The organism is Legionella pneumophila subsp. fraseri (assembly GCF_000586315.1).
Taxonomy (GTDB): domain Bacteria; phylum Pseudomonadota; class Gammaproteobacteria; order Legionellales; family Legionellaceae; genus Legionella; species Legionella pneumophila_B.
In genome coordinates, this window is the sequence record NZ_KK074228.1 from 1 (window position 1) to 18329 (window position 18329).

The following is an 18329-nucleotide window of genomic DNA, read 5'->3' on the forward strand; positions in this document are numbered from 1 at the left end:
ACTTTTTCAAGTAGTTGTGTCAGATTAAGTCGAAACTAATTCACATAAATAACATTATTTAGACGCAGCACCCTAAATGGCTTACCTATATTCCCAGCTTTATCCAGGCTTTGTTACACCACCGCTCTTATGCTTTAATAATAAAAAATAAGGAACTTGATATATCAATACGTACTTCTTTTTTTATGGTGAGCAACAATTGCTATACCTATGAATTTCCTCTCAAATTCACTCTCGAAAGTTTTCAAAAAGAGCAGTTGGGTATTTACTATTACAAACGCAGCAAATTGCGTTTATTCAAATTTTTCATTGATTTCTTAATGGATAAGGATCATTTTGAAATCATGCAGACAAGATTACCTCTGGAGGTTGATGTTCTTCATAAAAATAAAATTAGCATCTCTCTAGATGGAGATACGCTGGCTATAACTCCCCCTCTTTATTATAAAATTTTACCTAAATCGCTGAAACTACTGACTAAAAAAACATGAAAATTATCCATATTTCTGATTTGCATTTTGGCATGCATCAACCTAAAGTTTTAAATGCGTTTCTTCAGGAAACCGCCCTTGATAAACCAGACATCATTCTTATTTCAGGAGATTTAACTCAACGCGGACTCTCGTATCAGTACCGGGAGCTTTGCTCATTTATAAATCAACTGCCAGCTCAAACGCTTACTGTTCCCGGTAATCATGATATTCCTTTTTATAATGTTCCAGCGCGTTTTATATTCCCTTTTCGCCAGTACAAACGCTACATCAACCCGGATGTAACCACCACCTTTGAAAACGATTGTGTGCGTATTTTGGGGGTTAATAGTGTCAACCCATTGCAATTAAAGGATGGAAAACTATCTCATGAAACATTAAATAGAATTGAACGATATTTTAAACCGGATGATGAAAAATTAAACTTGCTCTTCTTTCATCATAATTTTGATTATATGGAAGGATTACATAAGCCACTAGCGAATGCACAAACGCTTTTAAGTTTTTTAAAGCAAAGTACCATTCATTTGGTTTACACGGGTCATTTACACTATGCTCATTTAAGTTTAATTGCTAAAAATAATGGCTACTCTTGCCTGGCGCTGCATGCCGGCTCATTACTGTGTCCACGCAGCAAAGATAATTTAAACAGCTATTATGTGATTGAAGCGAATCAGAAAAAGTGCCGAATTACCTGGCATGTTTTTGATCAAGAACACTTTACTGCTCGCTCCATCTATTTTATTGATTTTAATAAAAAAAATGCGTCATTTGAGCACCTAAATCCAGTCACAGATGATGCTTGATGCACAGGACTACACTGTATTTCGCTTGTCAGAACACTAGTATGCCAATTATCTTATAGCTTCATATCAAAAGATTCTGATTCCGATGTTGAGCCCTCAAGAAATTGATTTAATACTCCAGCAAGCATGCCAAAAGAGCCCTCCAATTGATTCAAGCCATTCAATAAATCTTGAAGCTGACTAAAAGAATTTTGAAATTCATTGGCTTCTTTTAGCATAGATTGAGGCGTATTTTGGCTTAAATCTGTGAGCAATTCGATAAGCTCAGCATGTCGCGCATTGAGTTTTTTCAGGTTTTTATTCTTTCTCCCGGCTCCTTGCGATATTTGCATGATTGTTGTCTGAACGTCTATTAATTCACTACAATAACTGAGCATTAATCTTTCGTTGCTTAAATTTTCCAATATAGATTTCTTAAGCTCGCTAAAGCTAATATCGATATTAAAGTCAATTTCTAATAATTCTTTCTTCAATTCCTGATTCGCTGAATTAATTAAAGACTGAAAAGCAAAATTCTTTCCGGTTTTATGATAAAATGCTTTCACCTTACGAACCAACTCTGTATATTCTTTATTAGCCATGGCTTTTTCTCTTGATATTTCCTCATCACTCTCAATTGCTTCAGCCACAGCCTCAGACAATAGTTTTTTCGTAATATCACTTATTTCATCAGCCAATGCCTGGTTTTGAGGACTCAGAAGTGAGGATGAGTTTTTTACATTAGCCTTTAAGTGCTCATATCGAGCAATGGACTCTTCCAAGGCAATTTTCTGGTCACCTTCAATATCATCAGATAACAAACATGATTTTAATGCATTAATTAAATGAGCATAAAATTGCTTGTTATTGAGGGTTAAACTTTTGTTTTTCTCTAATGCAGCATATAAGGGGTGCCTGGGGATTTCAGACAAAAGATGATGAGCTAAAGGTAATTTATGCAAGCCAACAGGTTGCATCAAACTTGCGCCATTTTTTATTAATACACTAAAGCAGTCTACCAACGATTCACTATGTTCTGAGAAGCAGTACTCAACGGCATTGGAATACGTTTTCACTTTGGTTTTAATTGGATAACTATTGATAGGCAAACCTACTTTAGTGACTAAAAAACTTAAAAGATCAGCTTTTCTCTGAGTAAGCGCAAGAACCATTAGATCATTATTAATCAAAGGATAATAAGGTGACAGGGTTTGAGCATATTCAAACTCTCCAGCAAACAAAGCTCTTTCCAGGAGTGACTTGGCTTCTTTATTTGCACAGCCTTCGATTTCATTTAGGGCTTGTGTTTGCTCTTTTGTCAGTAACTCTTCCGTTTCCAAATTAATGTCTTTGATTTTCCAATGCAAATCAATTAAAAGAACTGCTTTAATTTTTTTATCTTCCGTCTTTAATAGTTGAGCAAACAATTTTTTTATCTTGCTAATATCGCGCTCCATTTTCACATCCACAGGGCGTTGCGCTTTGGCTGATTTGGAAAATAAGGTCGATTGAGCAAGCCCGATATTTCCTCTGCTGATTTTAGGCTCCTTAGCCCCTTGCTTTGGAGACAAGGCAACAACCTCTGCTTTGTCATCTTTTTTATGCTCTTCATCACTTTTTTTAACAGGCTCAAGAATTGGTTCCGGCATAGAGGATACGTACTTGTGTGTTTTCCCCAGGTAAATTGCTTCTCTCAACCAATGATTACTTTCAGAAATTTGGCTTAATGATTTAGTCGTCTTAATTAATTCATCAAGCTTTTCCAAATAGACCGCTCTGTTTTTATCTAAATCCTTACTTAGTGAAGTCGTTTCCTCGTTTAATCTGTGGTAATCAGCAAGCAATTTAGCTTCTATTTCCTTTTGCTTTTTTCGCAACAATTGCAAACAAGGCAGGCCTAGCTGCCATACAGAATGAATGAAATATTCCAGATTTTCTGGTGGAGAAACTTTGACATATTGCTCATCATCATCCAATAACTCCCAGGTAGCTGGGCATGCCAGAGCGTCGAAACGATTCAAAAACAAATGCATTCGATAGGTTTGACCATTTTGATCATGGAAGATTGCAGTAAAATGCGAAAGTCCCAAATTTGGATTATGGGGATCTGTCTTCTCATAAAGACTAATATGCGCGTCATGCATTCTGAAACCTTCTGCAGCAATATTAGCCAAGGGTAATTCTAAACGATAATACTTTTTATCCTTTAAAGTAATATCATGGACCGGTCTAACTTCATCTAATAATTTAAAATTTGGAGATTCAGCTAAAATCTGCGTCAATACAAAGTAAAACAAATTGGGTTTCATAATCTCAAACAGCTCATTAAAATGAGCCAAGGATACATAAGGAATTAAATTTGATCAACGTGTTTTTTTTAAATCCACGTGCTGTTGTCCACAACATGAAATGACATCCTCAATAACAACACGCAAATGCCTGTAAGTGCCGCATCGATTCAATAAAAAGCCGACGGCATCGCAGTAAGAAAGAATGTAAAACCTGTGTTTATCGGATTCTTTCTTAACTCATTGAATACCCCAAAGTGACAGATTTTACAGCACTTTGGGGAAATTAAATAAGTGGGTTTTCGGGAAGAGAACTCATTTCATTACTGTAAATTATGCTTCGGTAGGAAAATCTTCAACTGGAGGAGCTATCCATAGACTGCAATTTGGAGCAGGCATGACATAAGTTGTTACAACGTGAGAGTTCATACTATTAAGCATGGCTTTTCTCGTCGTAAGCCCAGTATTTTTAACGGTGCAAACCATATTTTTTTGTGCCAGGAAAGCCGCGCAACCATTATTTTCCGGAGAATTTGTGTAATCAATATCTCGGGTTGTCATGAGATAAACCCGTGTTTTGTAGGGTAATGATTCAGAGAGGAGTTTAAAACTGAAAGGACCAGCGATATGGTGTTGTCCCCATGAAGTAATTTGCTCTGAAGCCACGGAAATCACTTGAGGAAGTCCTTGCACATTCACAGTAATTGTTTCAGAACTATTGGGCTCAACAGGCAAATTATTAATGGTCAGGGAAAAATCTTCAGCCAGTACTTTGGGAAATTCCACATTAAATATAGCAGATTGAGCAGCTGGATCACCGCGGTGATCAGCCTTCACACTGTCAAAAATATGCCAAAGTTTATTATAAGCATTAGTACAAAGCTGAGCATCTTTTGAACTGGGAAGCACGCTTGCGAAAACTGGATTGATACCGGCAACAATTAAGCCTATAAAAAGAAATATATATTTCATGTAACTAACTCCTTGTTATCTAAGTTGAATTAAATTTGACTTGAGCTGATACATCCTATTGAAAAAAAAGAGTTTTCATTTTGAAAAGAACTGTGAGCTTAAAGCAAACTCAAAAACTCCCATGATAGATAATAGAATAAAACATATTAAATACAAATTTGACTTGCTCAATTTAGCTTTGGCAGAAATTTTTAAACATTTTTCTGTACCAACTTCAGGCTTTAATAGATTATAAATGATTAATTAAAAACCAATTTGATTAATTTTGTGCATTTCAGGCAAAGCCAATTTCTAATTACAAAACCTTAATTTGAACCATGCCACTAAAATAACTAAACTACTAATAACTGGCTAAATGAGAAAATATAAATGTGTGGAGTAGTAGGGATATTCAGCCATAAAGCTATTGACCCTGAACAAGTCGTACAAGCAACAAAGGCCTTAGCTCACCGTGGACCAGATGGATACAAAATATGGCGGTCAAAAACAGGTCGCGTTGCACTTGGCCATCATAGGCTTAGTATTAATGATAAAATCAACGGTGACCAACCTATGGTTAACAATAAGATTGTCATATCTGTTAATGGGGAGTTATACGATTATACACCACTTAAAACTCAACTTATCTCTTTAGGTTATAATTTTAAGACAAATTCAGACAGTGAATTAGTTCTACATCTTTATCATGCATATGGTTTAGACTTTGTGAATTACCTTCGTGGTGAGTTTGCCATCATCATCTATGACATGATTGCAAATAAAATAATTATTGCTAGAGACAGGTTTGGGATAAAACCAATGTGTTATTATCTTAAAGATGGAGTTTTCTACTGCGCCTCTGAAGCTAAAGCCATATTCGCGGCTGGTGTCGCAATCAAGTGGGATCTCCAATCTCTTGAACAAAGTTTTAGTTTTCAATATCTATCTGCAGATCAAACATTGTTTTCAGGTATCAAACAGCTAGAGCCCGGTAAATTACTTGTTTATGATGGCTACAAATTGATTAAACACACCTACTGGGATATCAACTACCATAACAACCAAATGGAAATACCTTCATTTGAGGATTATACCTCCTTAATTTTAAATGAATTAAAAGACTCAATTCAGCAAAGACTACGAAGTGGTGAAAAGAAAATATGTTGTCATCTTAGTGGAGGTTTAGATTCTTCTGCAATTGCCTCATTAGCAAATCAGTATGTAGGAAATACTTTACCTTGTTTTACATTATCTTTTGATAATCCACTCTATGATGAAACAGAACAGGCAAAAGCAGTAGCTGATCACATAGGTGTCGATATCCAGGTTGTCAGTATTACTGTTGAACATATGTTGAGTGTTCTCGAAGACGCAATATTCTACTCAGAAGGCACCGCTATAAATAATCATCTGAGTGCAAAATATATTCTTAATCAGAAAATCAAACAGCAAGGCTTTGAAATAGTTTTATCTGGTGAAGGATCAGATGAGTTGTTTTACGGTTATAATCATTTGGCTTGTGACTTTGATCCAGAGAATTTTAAAAAAGAAACCATTAATACGATTACCAGAGGGATTCATTTTAGCGATGAACAAGATATTGATCTGAGTATTATTCAAAATAAAATTGGTATGATTCCTACATTTGTTAGGGCAAAAGCATCAATTGGGATGAAGATTAGTGCCCTCATGAACAAACAGGATAGGATGACAAGTATACTCAATCAAATTTTTTCAAATGAAATCATAAATCCCATTGCTAATTTTACACCTTTACAAAAATCAACCTATCTTTGGAGTAAGTTTGCCTTAGCTGGGTATATATTGCGTACACTTGGTGATGGAACCGAAATGGCTCATGGGGTTGAAGGTCGAGTACCATTTCTTGATCATAAATTATTTGATTTAGTTAGCTCCATGCCCGCCGAATACAATTTCAGACATGGGTTAGAAAAATATGCCTTAAGACAGGCTGTAAAAAAATTTATTCCTCCCAGTACGCTCTATCGAAAAAAACAACCACTGCTAGCACCTCCACTTTTTTTAATGACCCCCAAAGGAATTGATTTTATTTTAGATTGTGTCAACGACCTAGCTTTCCAATCATTACCTTATCTATCACAACCTAAAGTTAAAAATTATTTTGAGTCGATTAAGAATATGGATTTCAACCAAAAAGTTGCTGCAGAACCCGTTGTCATGTTAATTATAACCAGTTATTTGTTAATGAAACGTTTTAAATTAACATAAGAGCTCAAAATTTAAATTTGTATTAATTAAAAGTTCTTACAAAATCTTTAAATTTTCCTAAAAAGTCTTTTATTTTCTTCCAACAATAATATTTCGTGGGCTATCTTTGGTTACTCCTTCGCCATTTATACTGCCGTGCAGTTTAATATCAGTAAATCCGGTTTGTAAAAACATCTCTTTAAGCATAGAGGGAAAATAAATTTTAGACTCGCCAAACTTGGTAATTTTAGAATCACCCAAATCTGGAAAATCATAATGCCAATACGTTACAATCATACCTCTTTCCATATCAATCTCTACTTCTTTAATAATTTTTCCAGGTCTGTCTTTTAGTTTGACCTCTAAATAAGGTTTGAAATTTTGTAATATATAAGCTGGATTAGTATAATCGAGGACATAGATACCACCGTCTTTGAGAGATGCATAAGCATTTTTAATCATTTGACAATTAATATGATCGTTGTCTGTATAGCCAAAACTTGTATACCAATTAAAAGCGGCATCAACAGGCTGGTTGGTAATAAACTGTAAAGCATCAGCTCGTCGATACGAACAGTATGATGAAACGGGTTTAGCAAGTTGACAAGCCCGCTCTATACAATCTGTAGAAAGATCAATGCCAATTATTTGATATCCCCTTTGTGCCAGTGCTCGCGAAATATCAGCTATTCCGCAACATTGTTCAAATATTAATGCCCCTGGTTCCACTTCAAATTGATTGAGTAAATAGTCACAAATTTCTTTTACGTTCGTCCTCTCGACTTGATAATCAACATAAATGTCATCAAAGAAATTTTCATACCATGTATTTTTCACTATTTGTCCCAAGCATTTAAAGTTTAATCGTTAACAGTAAAGAATATTTTTTTGGATTCTCCGGGTGCTGATATTTCAGAAAGCAAAATTATTGCATGAGATAAAGGAAAATTATCACCAAACAAATCATCCACATATAAGCGTTTATTAGCCAATAAATCGATAGCTGTTTTAAACTCACCATAATGAGCACCTAATAATTGAATTTCCTTTTGTACGATCTGCCTCACAGGAAATGATATGTTATTAGAAGGCCGGCTTTTTAAAATTAGTTTGCCTTTGGGTTTCAAGGTACGAACCATTGCGCCTATCGACTCATTAGTTAAGTCTGTTTCAATAAGATAGTCAAAATAGTTATTCAAAGGTGCCACATTATCAGAATCAATAACAATAATATTGCGATAGCCTACACATTCTAATATTCTTAACGTAAGCATGGCTATACGATTATTACCCCATATTCCACCTACTGCCGATTTATCCAAAGCGAGAGTGAGAGGCGCTAAACTGGCTGCTACAGGTTCTAAGTATGCTCCGTGCCTAAATGATAGGGAATCAGGGATTGGATAAACTTGTTCTGCTGTAACACGGACATACTCGGCAAAGGCTCCATCATAATCTACCCCCATGAATAAATTTTTACCATTAGAGCCTCTCATAATAGGGAAGCAAGATACTCTATCACCTATTTCAAATCTTCTAACATCACAACCTTTTGCCTCTATTATACCTGAGAACTCATGTCCCAATGTGATTGGTAATTTTAATTTTAATTTACCTTGTGCAGCGTATTGATCTGTACGGCATAGACCTGCTATCTTTACTTTAATAATGACATCTGTGCTGGATAACAGTTGAGGCTCTGGGATCTTCCGAAAACATAGTTCTTTTTCTTCTTTACGCACAGCAAGCATCACAATTCCTATGCACAAATTGATATATATTTACGAATAGCACACTATTGGTTCTTATGCAATTTTGTAGCAGAGAATGTTCTTTGACAGGTATAGCAAAAGCTGCTAATACTAACTCATATTATCCGTTTGTCTTCAATACAGAATATTCAAATTATGAATATATTTAGTCAAAAGTTTCACACTATTTCATCAAAGTATCCTAATCATACTGCGATTGAATATGGGGATAACTTGACCATCACTTACAACGAATTAAACCAAGCTGTAAACAACCATATCATTAAACTTAAAGAGTCAGGAATTATTCCCGGCTTCATTGCGGCAGTCACTTTAGATAAGTCCATTGAGTATATTATTACGTTACTCGCTTTATGGAGAATGGATTGTGTATTGCTTCCTATCATACCAGAGCTCCCTGAGCTTAGGCGTCAACACATTTTGGATATTGCCAAACCCAATGCATTGATAAATACCGATGGAATTCAGCTTATTCATTCTACAATTAGAACATATAATGAAAAATTAGCCTCAATATTTTTCACCTCAGGCAGTACTGGAAAACCCAAGGGGGTTATGGTACCTCATACTAGCCTGGTTAATGTCCTGGAACAACAAATTCAATTATTCGATTTAAATGCGACAAGCAGAACTCTTTTTTTATTATCGCCGCAATTTGATGCATCACTCTCTGATATTGGTACAACTCTGTTATCAGGTGCATGCCTGGTTATTTCATCTAACAAAAGTTTATTATTAGCCAGTAGAATTTATGAAACCATTGCAAAAAAACAAATTACCCACTTGGATATTCCCCCCTCATTGTTGGCTAGACTTGATCCCAAAACACTTCCCTCGTCAATTAAAACATTAATAATTGGTGGAGAAACTTGCCCCATTAAGACAATTAAAGCCTTTAGTAGCCGTTGTAAACTCATCAATGTTTATGGACCTACTGAAGCAACCATCTGTACCAGCATGGCAATATGTTCACCAAATTCGGATCAAGCCTACATAGGTGATCCCATATCACCTAATGAATATTTGATCATTGATGATGACTTAAATCCACTAAAAGGCGAGGCGGCAGGAGAATTGCTGATTTCTTCACCAGGCCTTGCAGTAGGATATATGGATGATCCAGAGCTAACTGATAGAAAATTTATTTTTATACAAGGAAAACGCTATTTTAAAACGGGTGATCTTGTTAGGAGATATAAAAATAATCAAATTGCTATTCTGGGGAGAAAAGATAGACAACTTAAAATACGAGGACAACTGGTTTGTCTGGAGGAAATTGAACAGGCATTAAAAAAAATTACCAAGGTAACCAATAGCCTGGTTATTCCATTTAAAAGAGGAAGTAAAACAACACAATTAATAGCATTTATTGAATGCAAACAATCAATAGAATCCGATTCAATTCTTAATCAGTTAAAAGACTCATTACCCGATTGGATGATTCCTTCTAAATGCTATCAGCTTACTCAACTGTTTACTAATGCAAATGGCAAGATTGATCCTGATGCTCATCTTAGCTATTTGAAAAAGATGGAAAACGATTATTGTCAATTAGTAGAAAAGGATAATAGCGAAAAACTAAACGAGACAGAAAAGACACTTCAATTTATATGGAAGTCAACATTGAAGTTAAAAAAACTCCCAAGCCTGGACAGCCATTTTTTTAATGATTTAGGGGGAGATTCATTAACAGCTATAGAAATGATCACTAGATGCGAAAAGCATAATATTAAACTTCCATTAGGTGCAATTGAAAAACTTTCAACTATCCGATTATTAAGTCAATGGTTATTAAAAAATCATGATAATCCTGCAGATGTTTTTGTAATGAAAGGAAAACAATTAATATCAATAGCTGATAAAGAAAAACATGTAATTGACCAATTTATTTGTCGGATAAATAAAAAAGCGTATATCAAGAACAAAATAGAAAACGAAAAAACAATTCTGATTACTGGTTGTACTGGTTTTATTGGTTCCTATCTACTCTCCCGCTTACTGCTTTCAAAATTTAAAATAATATGTCTTGTCAGATCAACCTCTCATTCAAATGCAAAACATCGTGTTATGATGCAAATGAAAAAAAACGGGCTATTCATTTCACATGATGATTTGGAATCCCTTGAAATTCTATCTGTGGATCTATCACAGGACTATTTTGGTTTGGATAAAAATCACTGGTTTTCACTGACTGAAAGAGTAGATGAAGTTTTTCATTTGGCCGCAGCGGTAAATATGACATCACCATTTGACGTGTTGTATTCAGATAATGTTCTAGCTACCGCCAACATACTTCGTTTTTGTCTAACCAATAAAAGAAAAAAATTACACTATACATCAACATTATCAGTATTGCTCTCCACAAATCAAAATGCTGGTCAGAGTTATGAGGAAAACCATTTAAATCAATTCGCCGAGATTTATGGTGGTTATGCCCAGACAAAATGGGCAGCAGAATATTTGGTTAGCCAATATTCATCACAAATCCCAATTAATATTTTTCGTTTAGGACTAATCACTGGCAATAGTGTTAATGGCCACTCAAGCCAGAATGATCTATTGATACATTTTCTTGAAGCAACGATCTTGAGTCAAAGCTTCCCCACTATTTCAAAAAATAAGGAATATTATCTTAACCCAACGCCTATTGATTATGCTGTAAATGCAATGCTCTATATTTCTCAAAATGAACAATCTGGTTTCTTTCACATTATTAATGATACCAATTTTTCATTGGCGCTGATTCAACAAGCCCTGTCGCAACATTTCCCGAATATCAAGACAATTCCATTAGTTCAATGGAGAGAGCAACTGGTTTCAAATTTTAAAAGTAATAAAAGTTATTTGGCTACTTATATGTCTGTTAGCAGACAACTTATAGATAGGAATCATATTGAATATAACCCTCTGGATTTATTTCAAGTGACCAATATAAATATCGAACAAACGAATACTAAAAAATCACTGATAAATAGCAATGTTTGCTGCCCTACTGCTGATATCAACTTATTAATTAAATATATTGCTTATTGTCAGGAAAAATTAGCCCTGAATAAATATCAACAAGCTAATACTCAACATTTACATGAGAATAACTAAATGAAAACCGGATTAGTACTTGGAAAATTTATGCCGCCTCACAAAGGGCATGAAATGCTGATCTCCTTTGCATATCAATTTGTAGATAAACTGCATATCATCGTAGATAATGTTAATGATGGAGCTTTTGGCGACAATTATATTCCAGGTGAACAAAGAGTTGCCTGGTTACAAAAAAAATACCCTTATGCTGAAGTCGTTTGTTTATTTTCACCCATGCCGCAAGATCCTAACTTGCCCGGTTTTTGGCAAACATGGAAAGATGTCATCTATCAAACCATTAGTTACCGTACAGATTATGTTTTTGCTGGGGAACTATATGGTTTCCAGCTGGCAAAAAATTTGGGATCAACTTATATCCCTATTGGGATATTACGAGAAATCCATCCTATATCAGCAACAGAAATACGAAATAGTCTTAAAGAAAATTGGGATAGCCTCGCGTCCTTTGTAAAACCGGATTTTTTACTTAAAGTAGCAATTATTGGCCCTGAATCTAGTGGAAAAACCACACTCACAAAAATACTCTCAAGTCACTATGAAACAACTTTTGTACCAGAATACGCAAGATTATATTTAGAACCTATATTATATGAACGAAGAATAAATGTCTCTAAAATGAATTTTACTAATGATGACTTTCTTCACATTATCCACGGACAACAAATCTTCGAAACAATCCAAGGCAAGAATGCTGTTCGCATCCTGTTTTCTGATACCGATCCACTATTAACAACGCTTTGGTATCGTTGGATTATGAAAACTCCTGCACCTCTGGAAATTGTAAATCTCGCACTAACAAGTTCTTACGACTTATATCTTGTAACAAAACCAGATATTACTTGGACAGAAGATTGTGTACGTTATGAGGAAATGCAGTCTGAAAGACAAGAATTTTTCAATCAAACAATTAATCTCCTGGAAGCAAATAACCGCCCATATCATATCATTAGTGGCGATTATGAAAATCGCGTACAACAGGCGCAAGACATTATTGATCAATTGATACAAAATAAATTTCACCATAGTTATTTTTCAAGTAAATGGCAAAAAAAATATAACGATTAAGAGATTATTTTGAGAACTAATCGACAGTACATAAAACAGATAATGCTATATTAAATTTGTGAGCTACTACAGATGGCTGGTTGGGTGTAATAAAGTTTGTCTTGGATGTAATATTTTGAATGTATTATCTTCCAGGGAAATAACTGCTGGTGCTGCCATAATAAAATGAGGCATCAATGAAATAGTGTAAGCGCCAACGTGATTAATGATAAGATAATCCCCCTTTCTTGGAATTTCAGCTGAGACGTCACTCAATAGGATATCATCTTCCCAACACGTAGGACCATAAACTGTAAAGCATCCAGAATGATATTCAGCATCTTGCTGCGATTTTACAAGTTCTAAGGGCATATTGAATTTATGCCTGGTTGGTTTGACCTGCAAAGCGTTGGCATCAACAGTAACTCTATAATTATTGCCTGATTTTTCAGTCTTAATAACTTTTGTAACCATTTGAACTGCATTGGCAACCAGTCCAGCACCTGGCTCAAGATAAAGCATTGGCTGAGTTTCATGAGCCCAGCGGCTTTCATTAATCAAATTCGATATTTGAAATGCATAATCATGCCAGGAAGGAATTGGCTCGTTGACGCTACCTGCGGGAATCTCCGGATGCAAAATTCCGCCACCTAAGTTAATACTTTGGATCGTATCTGGAAAATACTCTTCTGCTGTTTTAAGTAATAGTTTTGTTAAGTTGGCAAAATGCATTAATGACCCGGTTTTGCAATTAGAATGGCCGTGGAGTGATACGTATTGAATATTTGGATAATTTCTCAATGAATCTTTAAACGAATTAAATGTATGGACATCTACTGGTATACCAAATCGACTGGTTGGTAATCTTAAGCGTAGCCCAACTCTAAAGTCTTTATTTGAATGCAAACCAGCAATTCTATATAATTGCTCCATTTCATCTATTGAATCAATATTAGCTATACTGCTATTTTTTTGTATTAGAAGCCAATCATTTTCTGTTTTTAATGGCCCATTAAAAATAATTTTTTCAGGATCATGCTCAAGATTGATGATACCTTGGTATTCTAATGACGATGAAACCTCAATTAAAGCTCCAGCACCGCTAAGAGCTTTTAGTACTGATTGGCAATTATTGGCTTTGCATGCATAAGCAATCAAAGTATTTGAATAGTGTTTCTTAAAAGCACTTAATAGATTTTTATAATTATCAACTAAACAGGTTTCATTTAATATATAAAAAGGCGAAGTAACTACTTCAGATATGTTTTCTAAAAATCGCCAATTCATTTGATTCATAGATACCTTTCAAGTACTGCTAAAAGTTTATTGAGTCCTTCTTCAAGGTTAGCATCGGGTAATGTCGCATTCAACCTAAGCCATAATCCATAGTTTTCTTCCCATTGTTTCTGAGTCAAACCAAACATAGGGCCTAATGTTGTTCTTAATCCATGCTTCAATTCAAGTTGTTTAGTAAACTCAGCCTGATCAATGCCATCAATATCAGACAGTTTAAAAAATAATGAATAGCCAGAAGATGGCTGATTAGAATATGACAAATAAGGAGCAAGTTTTGCACCTATCTTAATCATATTTGTTTTTATGATATTAATATTTGAATACAAATCTCGACAATAACTCTCATATAAAGAAATAATATCAATATCCCTGTCCTTTTCAAAACCAATATAACCTAAAAACCCCGCCTGCAAACAATTGAATATACTATCTAAATGTGTGAGATCCGATACCATCAACGGCGGAGCCCAGTATCGCAGATTTAACATTGTTGCAACCTGTTTTACGAAAGGTTGGGGGCAGTATAAATAACCTATTCTTGCTCCTGGTATGGATTTATCTTTAGAAGGCCCATAAAAAAAGAATATTTGATCCAATATATCAGCCTCTGCCGCTACAGTGAGTGGGTGTGTGAAGTCAGTTTCCCAGGTTAAGTCTCTAATTATTTGATCAAAAATACATACACAACCTTTTTCCTTGACTAAAGAAAATATCTGTTTTAGCGTTTGGCCAGAGATATGATAACCTGAAATGGCATTGGGGCTATTTAAATAAAGAATGCTATGAGCATCGAGTTTATCAAGCTGATTAATATCGACTTCCCACCCATTTTTACCCAGTGCACATAAACTATTTAGCTCCAGATGATATAATTGCGCGCAAGATCCAACCGAATAATAAAGTGGAACAAAACAAAATACTCGACGATAAGAGCGGGATAATAACAATAAACTAACATCAATAGCCTCTGTTGTGCCTAACGTTATAAAAACATTAGATTCATCATAGTAGTTTGTATTCGTTCGAAAATTTTCTAAGTTTGCCATATTTTGGCGTATAAGAATTGGACCGGCACTTTCTCCATAGTCACTTAATAAGACAGAGAGTTTTTCAATATAATGATTATCTATAAAATAGGTAAAAGAAGATGGAACTGGTAATAGGCAAGATCCTGAAGATATGTGTATTATATTAGTATTTAGCGCTTGTCGAGTATTCTCATAAAAAAGAGTTGGTGGGTAAACTGACATGTATCGCTCCATCTCTATCATCAATGCCTTTTAAATAAATAATTATATACCGATTGTATTACTGGCTCAGGCTTACCTCTTAAAATAAAATGGTGGAACATAATAGCAGGATAGCAATTAAATTCGAAAATTTTAAGTTCATTATCATCTGTTATTAATACATCTGCCCCGTTTATCTTTAAACCAAAATCAATGTGTACTTGTTTGATTTTTTCTAAAAAACAATCTTCTATCTTCCCCCATGCATTTTCCCAGGTTGCGCCTTCAATATTGACGTGCAACAACTCAAGCAAGACATTTTTTGATAAGATACTTTCAAGCGTTAACCCTTTGTGGGCTAAAAATGTAGTTAACTCAACATCTATCTTAATATTAGGGATCGTTCTAAAATCAGGTTTATCAGCCTGCAATTTTATATAAAAATTATTCGACACATTATTACAATCTTCATTGATATAGCTTTTAAACCGCTCGTTGTATTGTTGAATTAATTCTCGAATAGTAGATTTTCCATCTCCTACCAGTTGCGCTGCCTTTTTCCTGGCAATTGCTACAATACTCTGATTCACTAATACAACTCGGTATTCCTTACCATTTAACTTTGGCTGAAGTAGTGAGCCTTTATATTGACTTGACAAGATCTGTTGATGGGCATCTAAAATAGCTTGTGGTGAGCGTAAATCAATAAATAACTTATCACAAGAGATCCCTTCATCGGGCTTTAGTACCATTGGGAATGACCAATTTGATATGAGCCGCTCTATAGTACCTACTGTATAATTGATCTTATTTGACAAGTAAACAGTCGGTATTACGACCTCTGGATGTTTTTTCAATACCCTTTGTTGGAATTTTTTTTTTGAAGAATATTTATTTCTAAAAGTTTGAGATAATGCTTTCTCTCCAAAAGCGCACCTTGAGACAAGATGGCTTCTGTTTAAGTAAGTTAACTTTGCTATTTCAAGACTGCCATCAATTGGCTCTATACCTATATCCAAATAGTATGCAGCGATTAGGTTAAAGCGCTGATGCCCGTTTTTAAGCTGATTTATATTATTTAATAAAGCAGTTTGAAGCTTATTATTAAAATATTGTTCAAGAAGTTTACTTACTATATGTATTAGTATAGGTTCTGCTTTGATGCTCATAAAAGCACTCAGATCATAACCATGACTTAAACTAATAATGTATATTTCATTTTCGGCATCTATAAAATATTCAATCATCCAGCCGGCATTATATCCTAACTTCTCCACTAAAAATTCTATCGCTTGCTGTTCACGTTCAGTAATTTCAGATACATTTCCTGGAATATATTGTACAGTTTCGTATAGAGTTTCCTCACAGTTTGTGTAAGGGTCACTCTGCAAAACAGCAATTATTGTATTTTCAATCAGAAGTAACTTCCGCCTTTTATCAACATAGGTATGGGGGCAAAATGATATAGGGAATTGTTCATCATAGTACTCAGTTAGCATCGATAGACCAGATTCAAGTGTTTCTACACGGCTTATCGTTGCATTGTCACCACCCAATGAAATCATAAGGGGAAACCCATATGGGGCATTTTGTATAAACTCCTTCGCTAAATGTACGCTCTCGAATTTTTGAGATTGCCACATATGTATTCCCAAACTGGAGACTGAAATGTCACTGACAGAAGCCTTTACTTGATGACCATAGATATTTTTTTTAAATTGAGCTTCTTGAGGAAGATTGATCTGGTTATTTAGAATTAAATAGTCCTGACTATCAACAATAGTAGTTTGTCCAATGACCGATAGTTTCATATTTATCTTCTCAGTAAACCACTTAATCTGTTGATAATATCCTGTATTTAAGTCGTTACTATTAATTAATAGTATCGGCTTTTGTTTTTCCTCTATAAATTTATCGCAAAATTTTTCTATAACTGAACATTTTTCACCTATCTGGATAGCCATGTTAAGGAATTGCTTATTTGGATAAGGCTTTCCAAAATCATCTGATTTGGTAAATTTTTGAATGGTTAAGCTATTAATATTACTGCCTATTACATATAGAATCATTTGAAAATTGAGATTATTTACTTCTTGCGGGATGTTCTCACCATAAAAAGGAAATTGCAGTGTGAAATATTGTTGACCAAGCTTGTTTGCTATATCGGTTGATTTGTCTGAACTAGTGGTGTGGTAGATAAGAAAACACTCATTTTCATCGAGAAAAATATTATCTATATCATCATGAAAATCGATTAGTTGGTAATTCAAATTCATTGAACGAGCGACTAATTCTAATGATTGGGAGCTTATATGAGTTTTACCATCAGTTATAATTAATAAAGTAAACACTTAGCACTTAGTCTCCTGCAATATATTTTGAGCAAAAAACTCTTTATACCAAAACACCCCCCTATCTCTGACATCAGGATATCAACTTTGAAAGCTTTTGGGATATTTCTTGCAGTTTGTCCATCACACCAGATTGAATATACAATTTGCTTTCTTCCTCATCACTTGAAATTTCAGTAATAATTTTTCCAATCCCATCTAAAACAAGACAAATATGTTCGACTTTTTGTACCAGAATTTCCTCTGTAATTGGATTGTTTTCCTCTTTTAAGCGATCAACTTTATAATATAGGCTTAAATGATTTAGATGATTTTTATATTTAGACTTCAATTTTTTTGAGTCGGCAAGTATCTTTTCTAGCTCAGCAAATACAGGAGATACATCTTCAAGCAGTGTCATTAGTTTTATTGCATACATATTATTGGGTTGTGTATTCATTGGCTTGGTCCTTTTCTATTTTGATTGTCTGAACCTAAAATCCATTCTTTAGCCGCTTCGAATGCTTTTTGTACTTTAGTTGCAAAATTTTCAACTGCTTTTGCTAAACGCTCAATCAATGAAAGTGATTTTTCTTCTGAGATTTTTGGTTGTTCACGTTCCTGCTTTCGAGATATTGGCGTTTCACTGGAAACCCTTTGTATCGGCGTTTCGCTAGATACTCCTTTTGTTGGTGTTTCTACGGAAACCTTCTGCGTCGGTGTTTCGCTAGACACTCCTTTTGTTGGTGTTTCTACGGAAACCTTCTGCGTCGGTGTTTCGCTAGACACTCCTTTTGTTGGTGTTTCTACGG

At 34.7% G+C, this 18329-nt stretch carries 14 protein-coding genes; 5 read left to right on the forward strand and 9 right to left on the reverse strand.

The genetic code is table 11. From position 1 onward, the window contains the following. The first annotated feature begins 320 nt into the window (after positions 1-320). Both CC34_RS1000000117625 and CC34_RS0114470 read left to right on the forward strand, forming a co-directional pair. Positions 321-491: a hypothetical protein gene (locus CC34_RS1000000117625; RefSeq protein ID WP_229310356.1), complete on the forward strand. Its 171-nt coding sequence runs from the start codon at positions 321-323 to the stop codon at positions 489-491. After that, positions 488-1297 (forward strand): metallophosphoesterase family protein, encoded by an 810-nt coding sequence (locus CC34_RS0114470; protein ID WP_027229144.1) that lies wholly within the window; start codon positions 488-490, stop codon positions 1295-1297. Before CC34_RS1000000117625 ends, CC34_RS0114470 begins: the two co-directional genes overlap by 4 nt. Positions 1298-1350: 53 nt before the next feature. On the opposite strand, the gene legC4 is transcribed toward CC34_RS0114470, so the two are convergent. Continuing rightward, the gene (gene legC4, locus CC34_RS0114475) at positions 1351-3585 is read right to left on the reverse strand and encodes a Dot/Icm T4SS effector LegC4 (protein ID WP_027229145.1); all 2235 of its coding nucleotides are present in this window, start codon (positions 3583-3585) and stop codon (positions 1351-1353) included. Between the two features lie 312 nt (positions 3586-3897). Continuing rightward, positions 3898-4536, reverse strand: coding sequence for a hypothetical protein (locus CC34_RS0114480; protein ID WP_027229146.1), 639 nt, complete (start codon positions 4534-4536; stop codon positions 3898-3900). A 369-nt stretch (positions 4537-4905) separates the two neighbouring features. Between CC34_RS0114480 and asnB the strand changes: the two genes are divergently transcribed. After that, positions 4906-6765 carry an asparagine synthase (glutamine-hydrolyzing) gene (gene asnB / locus CC34_RS0114485; RefSeq protein ID WP_027229147.1) on the forward strand — a complete coding sequence of 620 codons (1860 nt, stop codon included), beginning with the start codon at positions 4906-4908 and terminating at the stop codon, positions 6763-6765. A gap of 69 nt (positions 6766-6834) precedes the next feature. Here asnB and CC34_RS0114490 read toward each other — a convergent pair whose 3' ends face one another. Both CC34_RS0114490 and CC34_RS0114495 read right to left on the reverse strand, forming a co-directional pair. Continuing rightward, positions 6835-7581 carry a class I SAM-dependent methyltransferase gene (locus CC34_RS0114490; protein ID WP_027229148.1) on the reverse strand — a complete coding sequence of 249 codons (747 nt, stop codon included), beginning with the start codon at positions 7579-7581 and terminating at the stop codon, positions 6835-6837. 23 nt (positions 7582-7604) lie between these two features. After that, complete coding sequence (locus CC34_RS0114495) at positions 7605-8495, reverse strand: alcohol dehydrogenase catalytic domain-containing protein (protein WP_027229149.1); 891 nt, start codon at positions 8493-8495, stop codon at positions 7605-7607. Between the two features lie 156 nt (positions 8496-8651). Between CC34_RS0114495 and CC34_RS0114500 the strand changes: the two genes are divergently transcribed. Further along, positions 8652-11615 carry a thioester reductase domain-containing protein gene (locus CC34_RS0114500; protein ID WP_028379649.1) on the forward strand — a complete coding sequence of 988 codons (2964 nt, stop codon included), beginning with the start codon at positions 8652-8654 and terminating at the stop codon, positions 11613-11615. Next, entirely contained in the window at positions 11616-12683 is a 1068-nt protein-coding gene (locus CC34_RS1000000116765) for an AAA family ATPase (RefSeq protein ID WP_050598237.1), read from the forward strand. A 66-nt stretch (positions 12684-12749) separates the two neighbouring features. Here CC34_RS1000000116765 and CC34_RS0114510 read toward each other — a convergent pair whose 3' ends face one another. The 5 genes from CC34_RS0114510 to CC34_RS01000000116635 form a co-directional block, all read right to left on the reverse strand. Further along, entirely contained in the window at positions 12750-13958 is a 1209-nt protein-coding gene (locus CC34_RS0114510; RefSeq protein ID WP_027229151.1) for a type III PLP-dependent enzyme domain-containing protein, read from the reverse strand. Then, positions 13955-15208 carry a pyridoxal phosphate-dependent aminotransferase gene (locus CC34_RS0114515; protein ID WP_027229152.1) on the reverse strand — a complete coding sequence of 418 codons (1254 nt, stop codon included), beginning with the start codon at positions 15206-15208 and terminating at the stop codon, positions 13955-13957. The genes CC34_RS0114510 and CC34_RS0114515 overlap by 4 nt, the downstream gene beginning before the upstream one ends. Positions 15209-15228: 20 nt before the next feature. Further along, positions 15229-17538: a hypothetical protein gene (locus CC34_RS0114520; RefSeq protein ID WP_027229153.1), complete on the reverse strand. Its 2310-nt coding sequence runs from the start codon at positions 17536-17538 to the stop codon at positions 15229-15231. A 73-nt stretch (positions 17539-17611) separates the two neighbouring features. Next, the gene (locus CC34_RS0114525; RefSeq protein ID WP_027229154.1) at positions 17612-17977 is read right to left on the reverse strand and encodes a hypothetical protein; all 366 of its coding nucleotides are present in this window, start codon (positions 17975-17977) and stop codon (positions 17612-17614) included. Next, a partial coding sequence (locus CC34_RS01000000116635) for a hypothetical protein (protein ID WP_032833179.1) occupies positions 17974-18329 on the reverse strand: 356 nt, incomplete at its 5' end. The genes CC34_RS01000000116635 and CC34_RS0114525, both read right to left, overlap by 4 nt.

What these genes read in the sequence shown, in the direction of transcription:
- legC4 (WP_027229145.1), bottom strand. Translation starts at nt 3,585, where the DNA reads ATGAAACCCAATTTGTTTTACTTTGTATTGACGCAGATTTTAGCTGAA.
- CC34_RS0114495 (WP_027229149.1), bottom strand. Translation starts at nt 8,495, where the DNA reads ATGCTTGCTGTGCGTAAAGAAGAAAAAGAACTATGTTTTCGGAAGATC.
- CC34_RS1000000117625 (WP_229310356.1), top strand. Translation starts at nt 321, where the DNA reads ATGGATAAGGATCATTTTGAAATCATGCAGACAAGATTACCTCTGGAG.
- CC34_RS0114525 (WP_027229154.1), bottom strand. Translation starts at nt 17,977, where the DNA reads ATGAATACACAACCCAATAATATGTATGCAATAAAACTAATGACACTG.
- CC34_RS0114500 (WP_028379649.1), top strand. Translation starts at nt 8,652, where the DNA reads ATGAATATATTTAGTCAAAAGTTTCACACTATTTCATCAAAGTATCCT.
- CC34_RS0114470 (WP_027229144.1), top strand. Translation starts at nt 488, where the DNA reads ATGAAAATTATCCATATTTCTGATTTGCATTTTGGCATGCATCAACCT.
- CC34_RS0114480 (WP_027229146.1), bottom strand. Translation starts at nt 4,536, where the DNA reads ATGAAATATATATTTCTTTTTATAGGCTTAATTGTTGCCGGTATCAAT.
- CC34_RS0114515 (WP_027229152.1), bottom strand. Translation starts at nt 15,208, where the DNA reads ATGTCAGTTTACCCACCAACTCTTTTTTATGAGAATACTCGACAAGCG.
- CC34_RS0114510 (WP_027229151.1), bottom strand. Translation starts at nt 13,958, where the DNA reads ATGAATCAAATGAATTGGCGATTTTTAGAAAACATATCTGAAGTAGTT.
- asnB (WP_027229147.1), top strand. Translation starts at nt 4,906, where the DNA reads ATGTGTGGAGTAGTAGGGATATTCAGCCATAAAGCTATTGACCCTGAA.
- CC34_RS1000000116765 (WP_050598237.1), top strand. Translation starts at nt 11,616, where the DNA reads ATGAAAACCGGATTAGTACTTGGAAAATTTATGCCGCCTCACAAAGGG.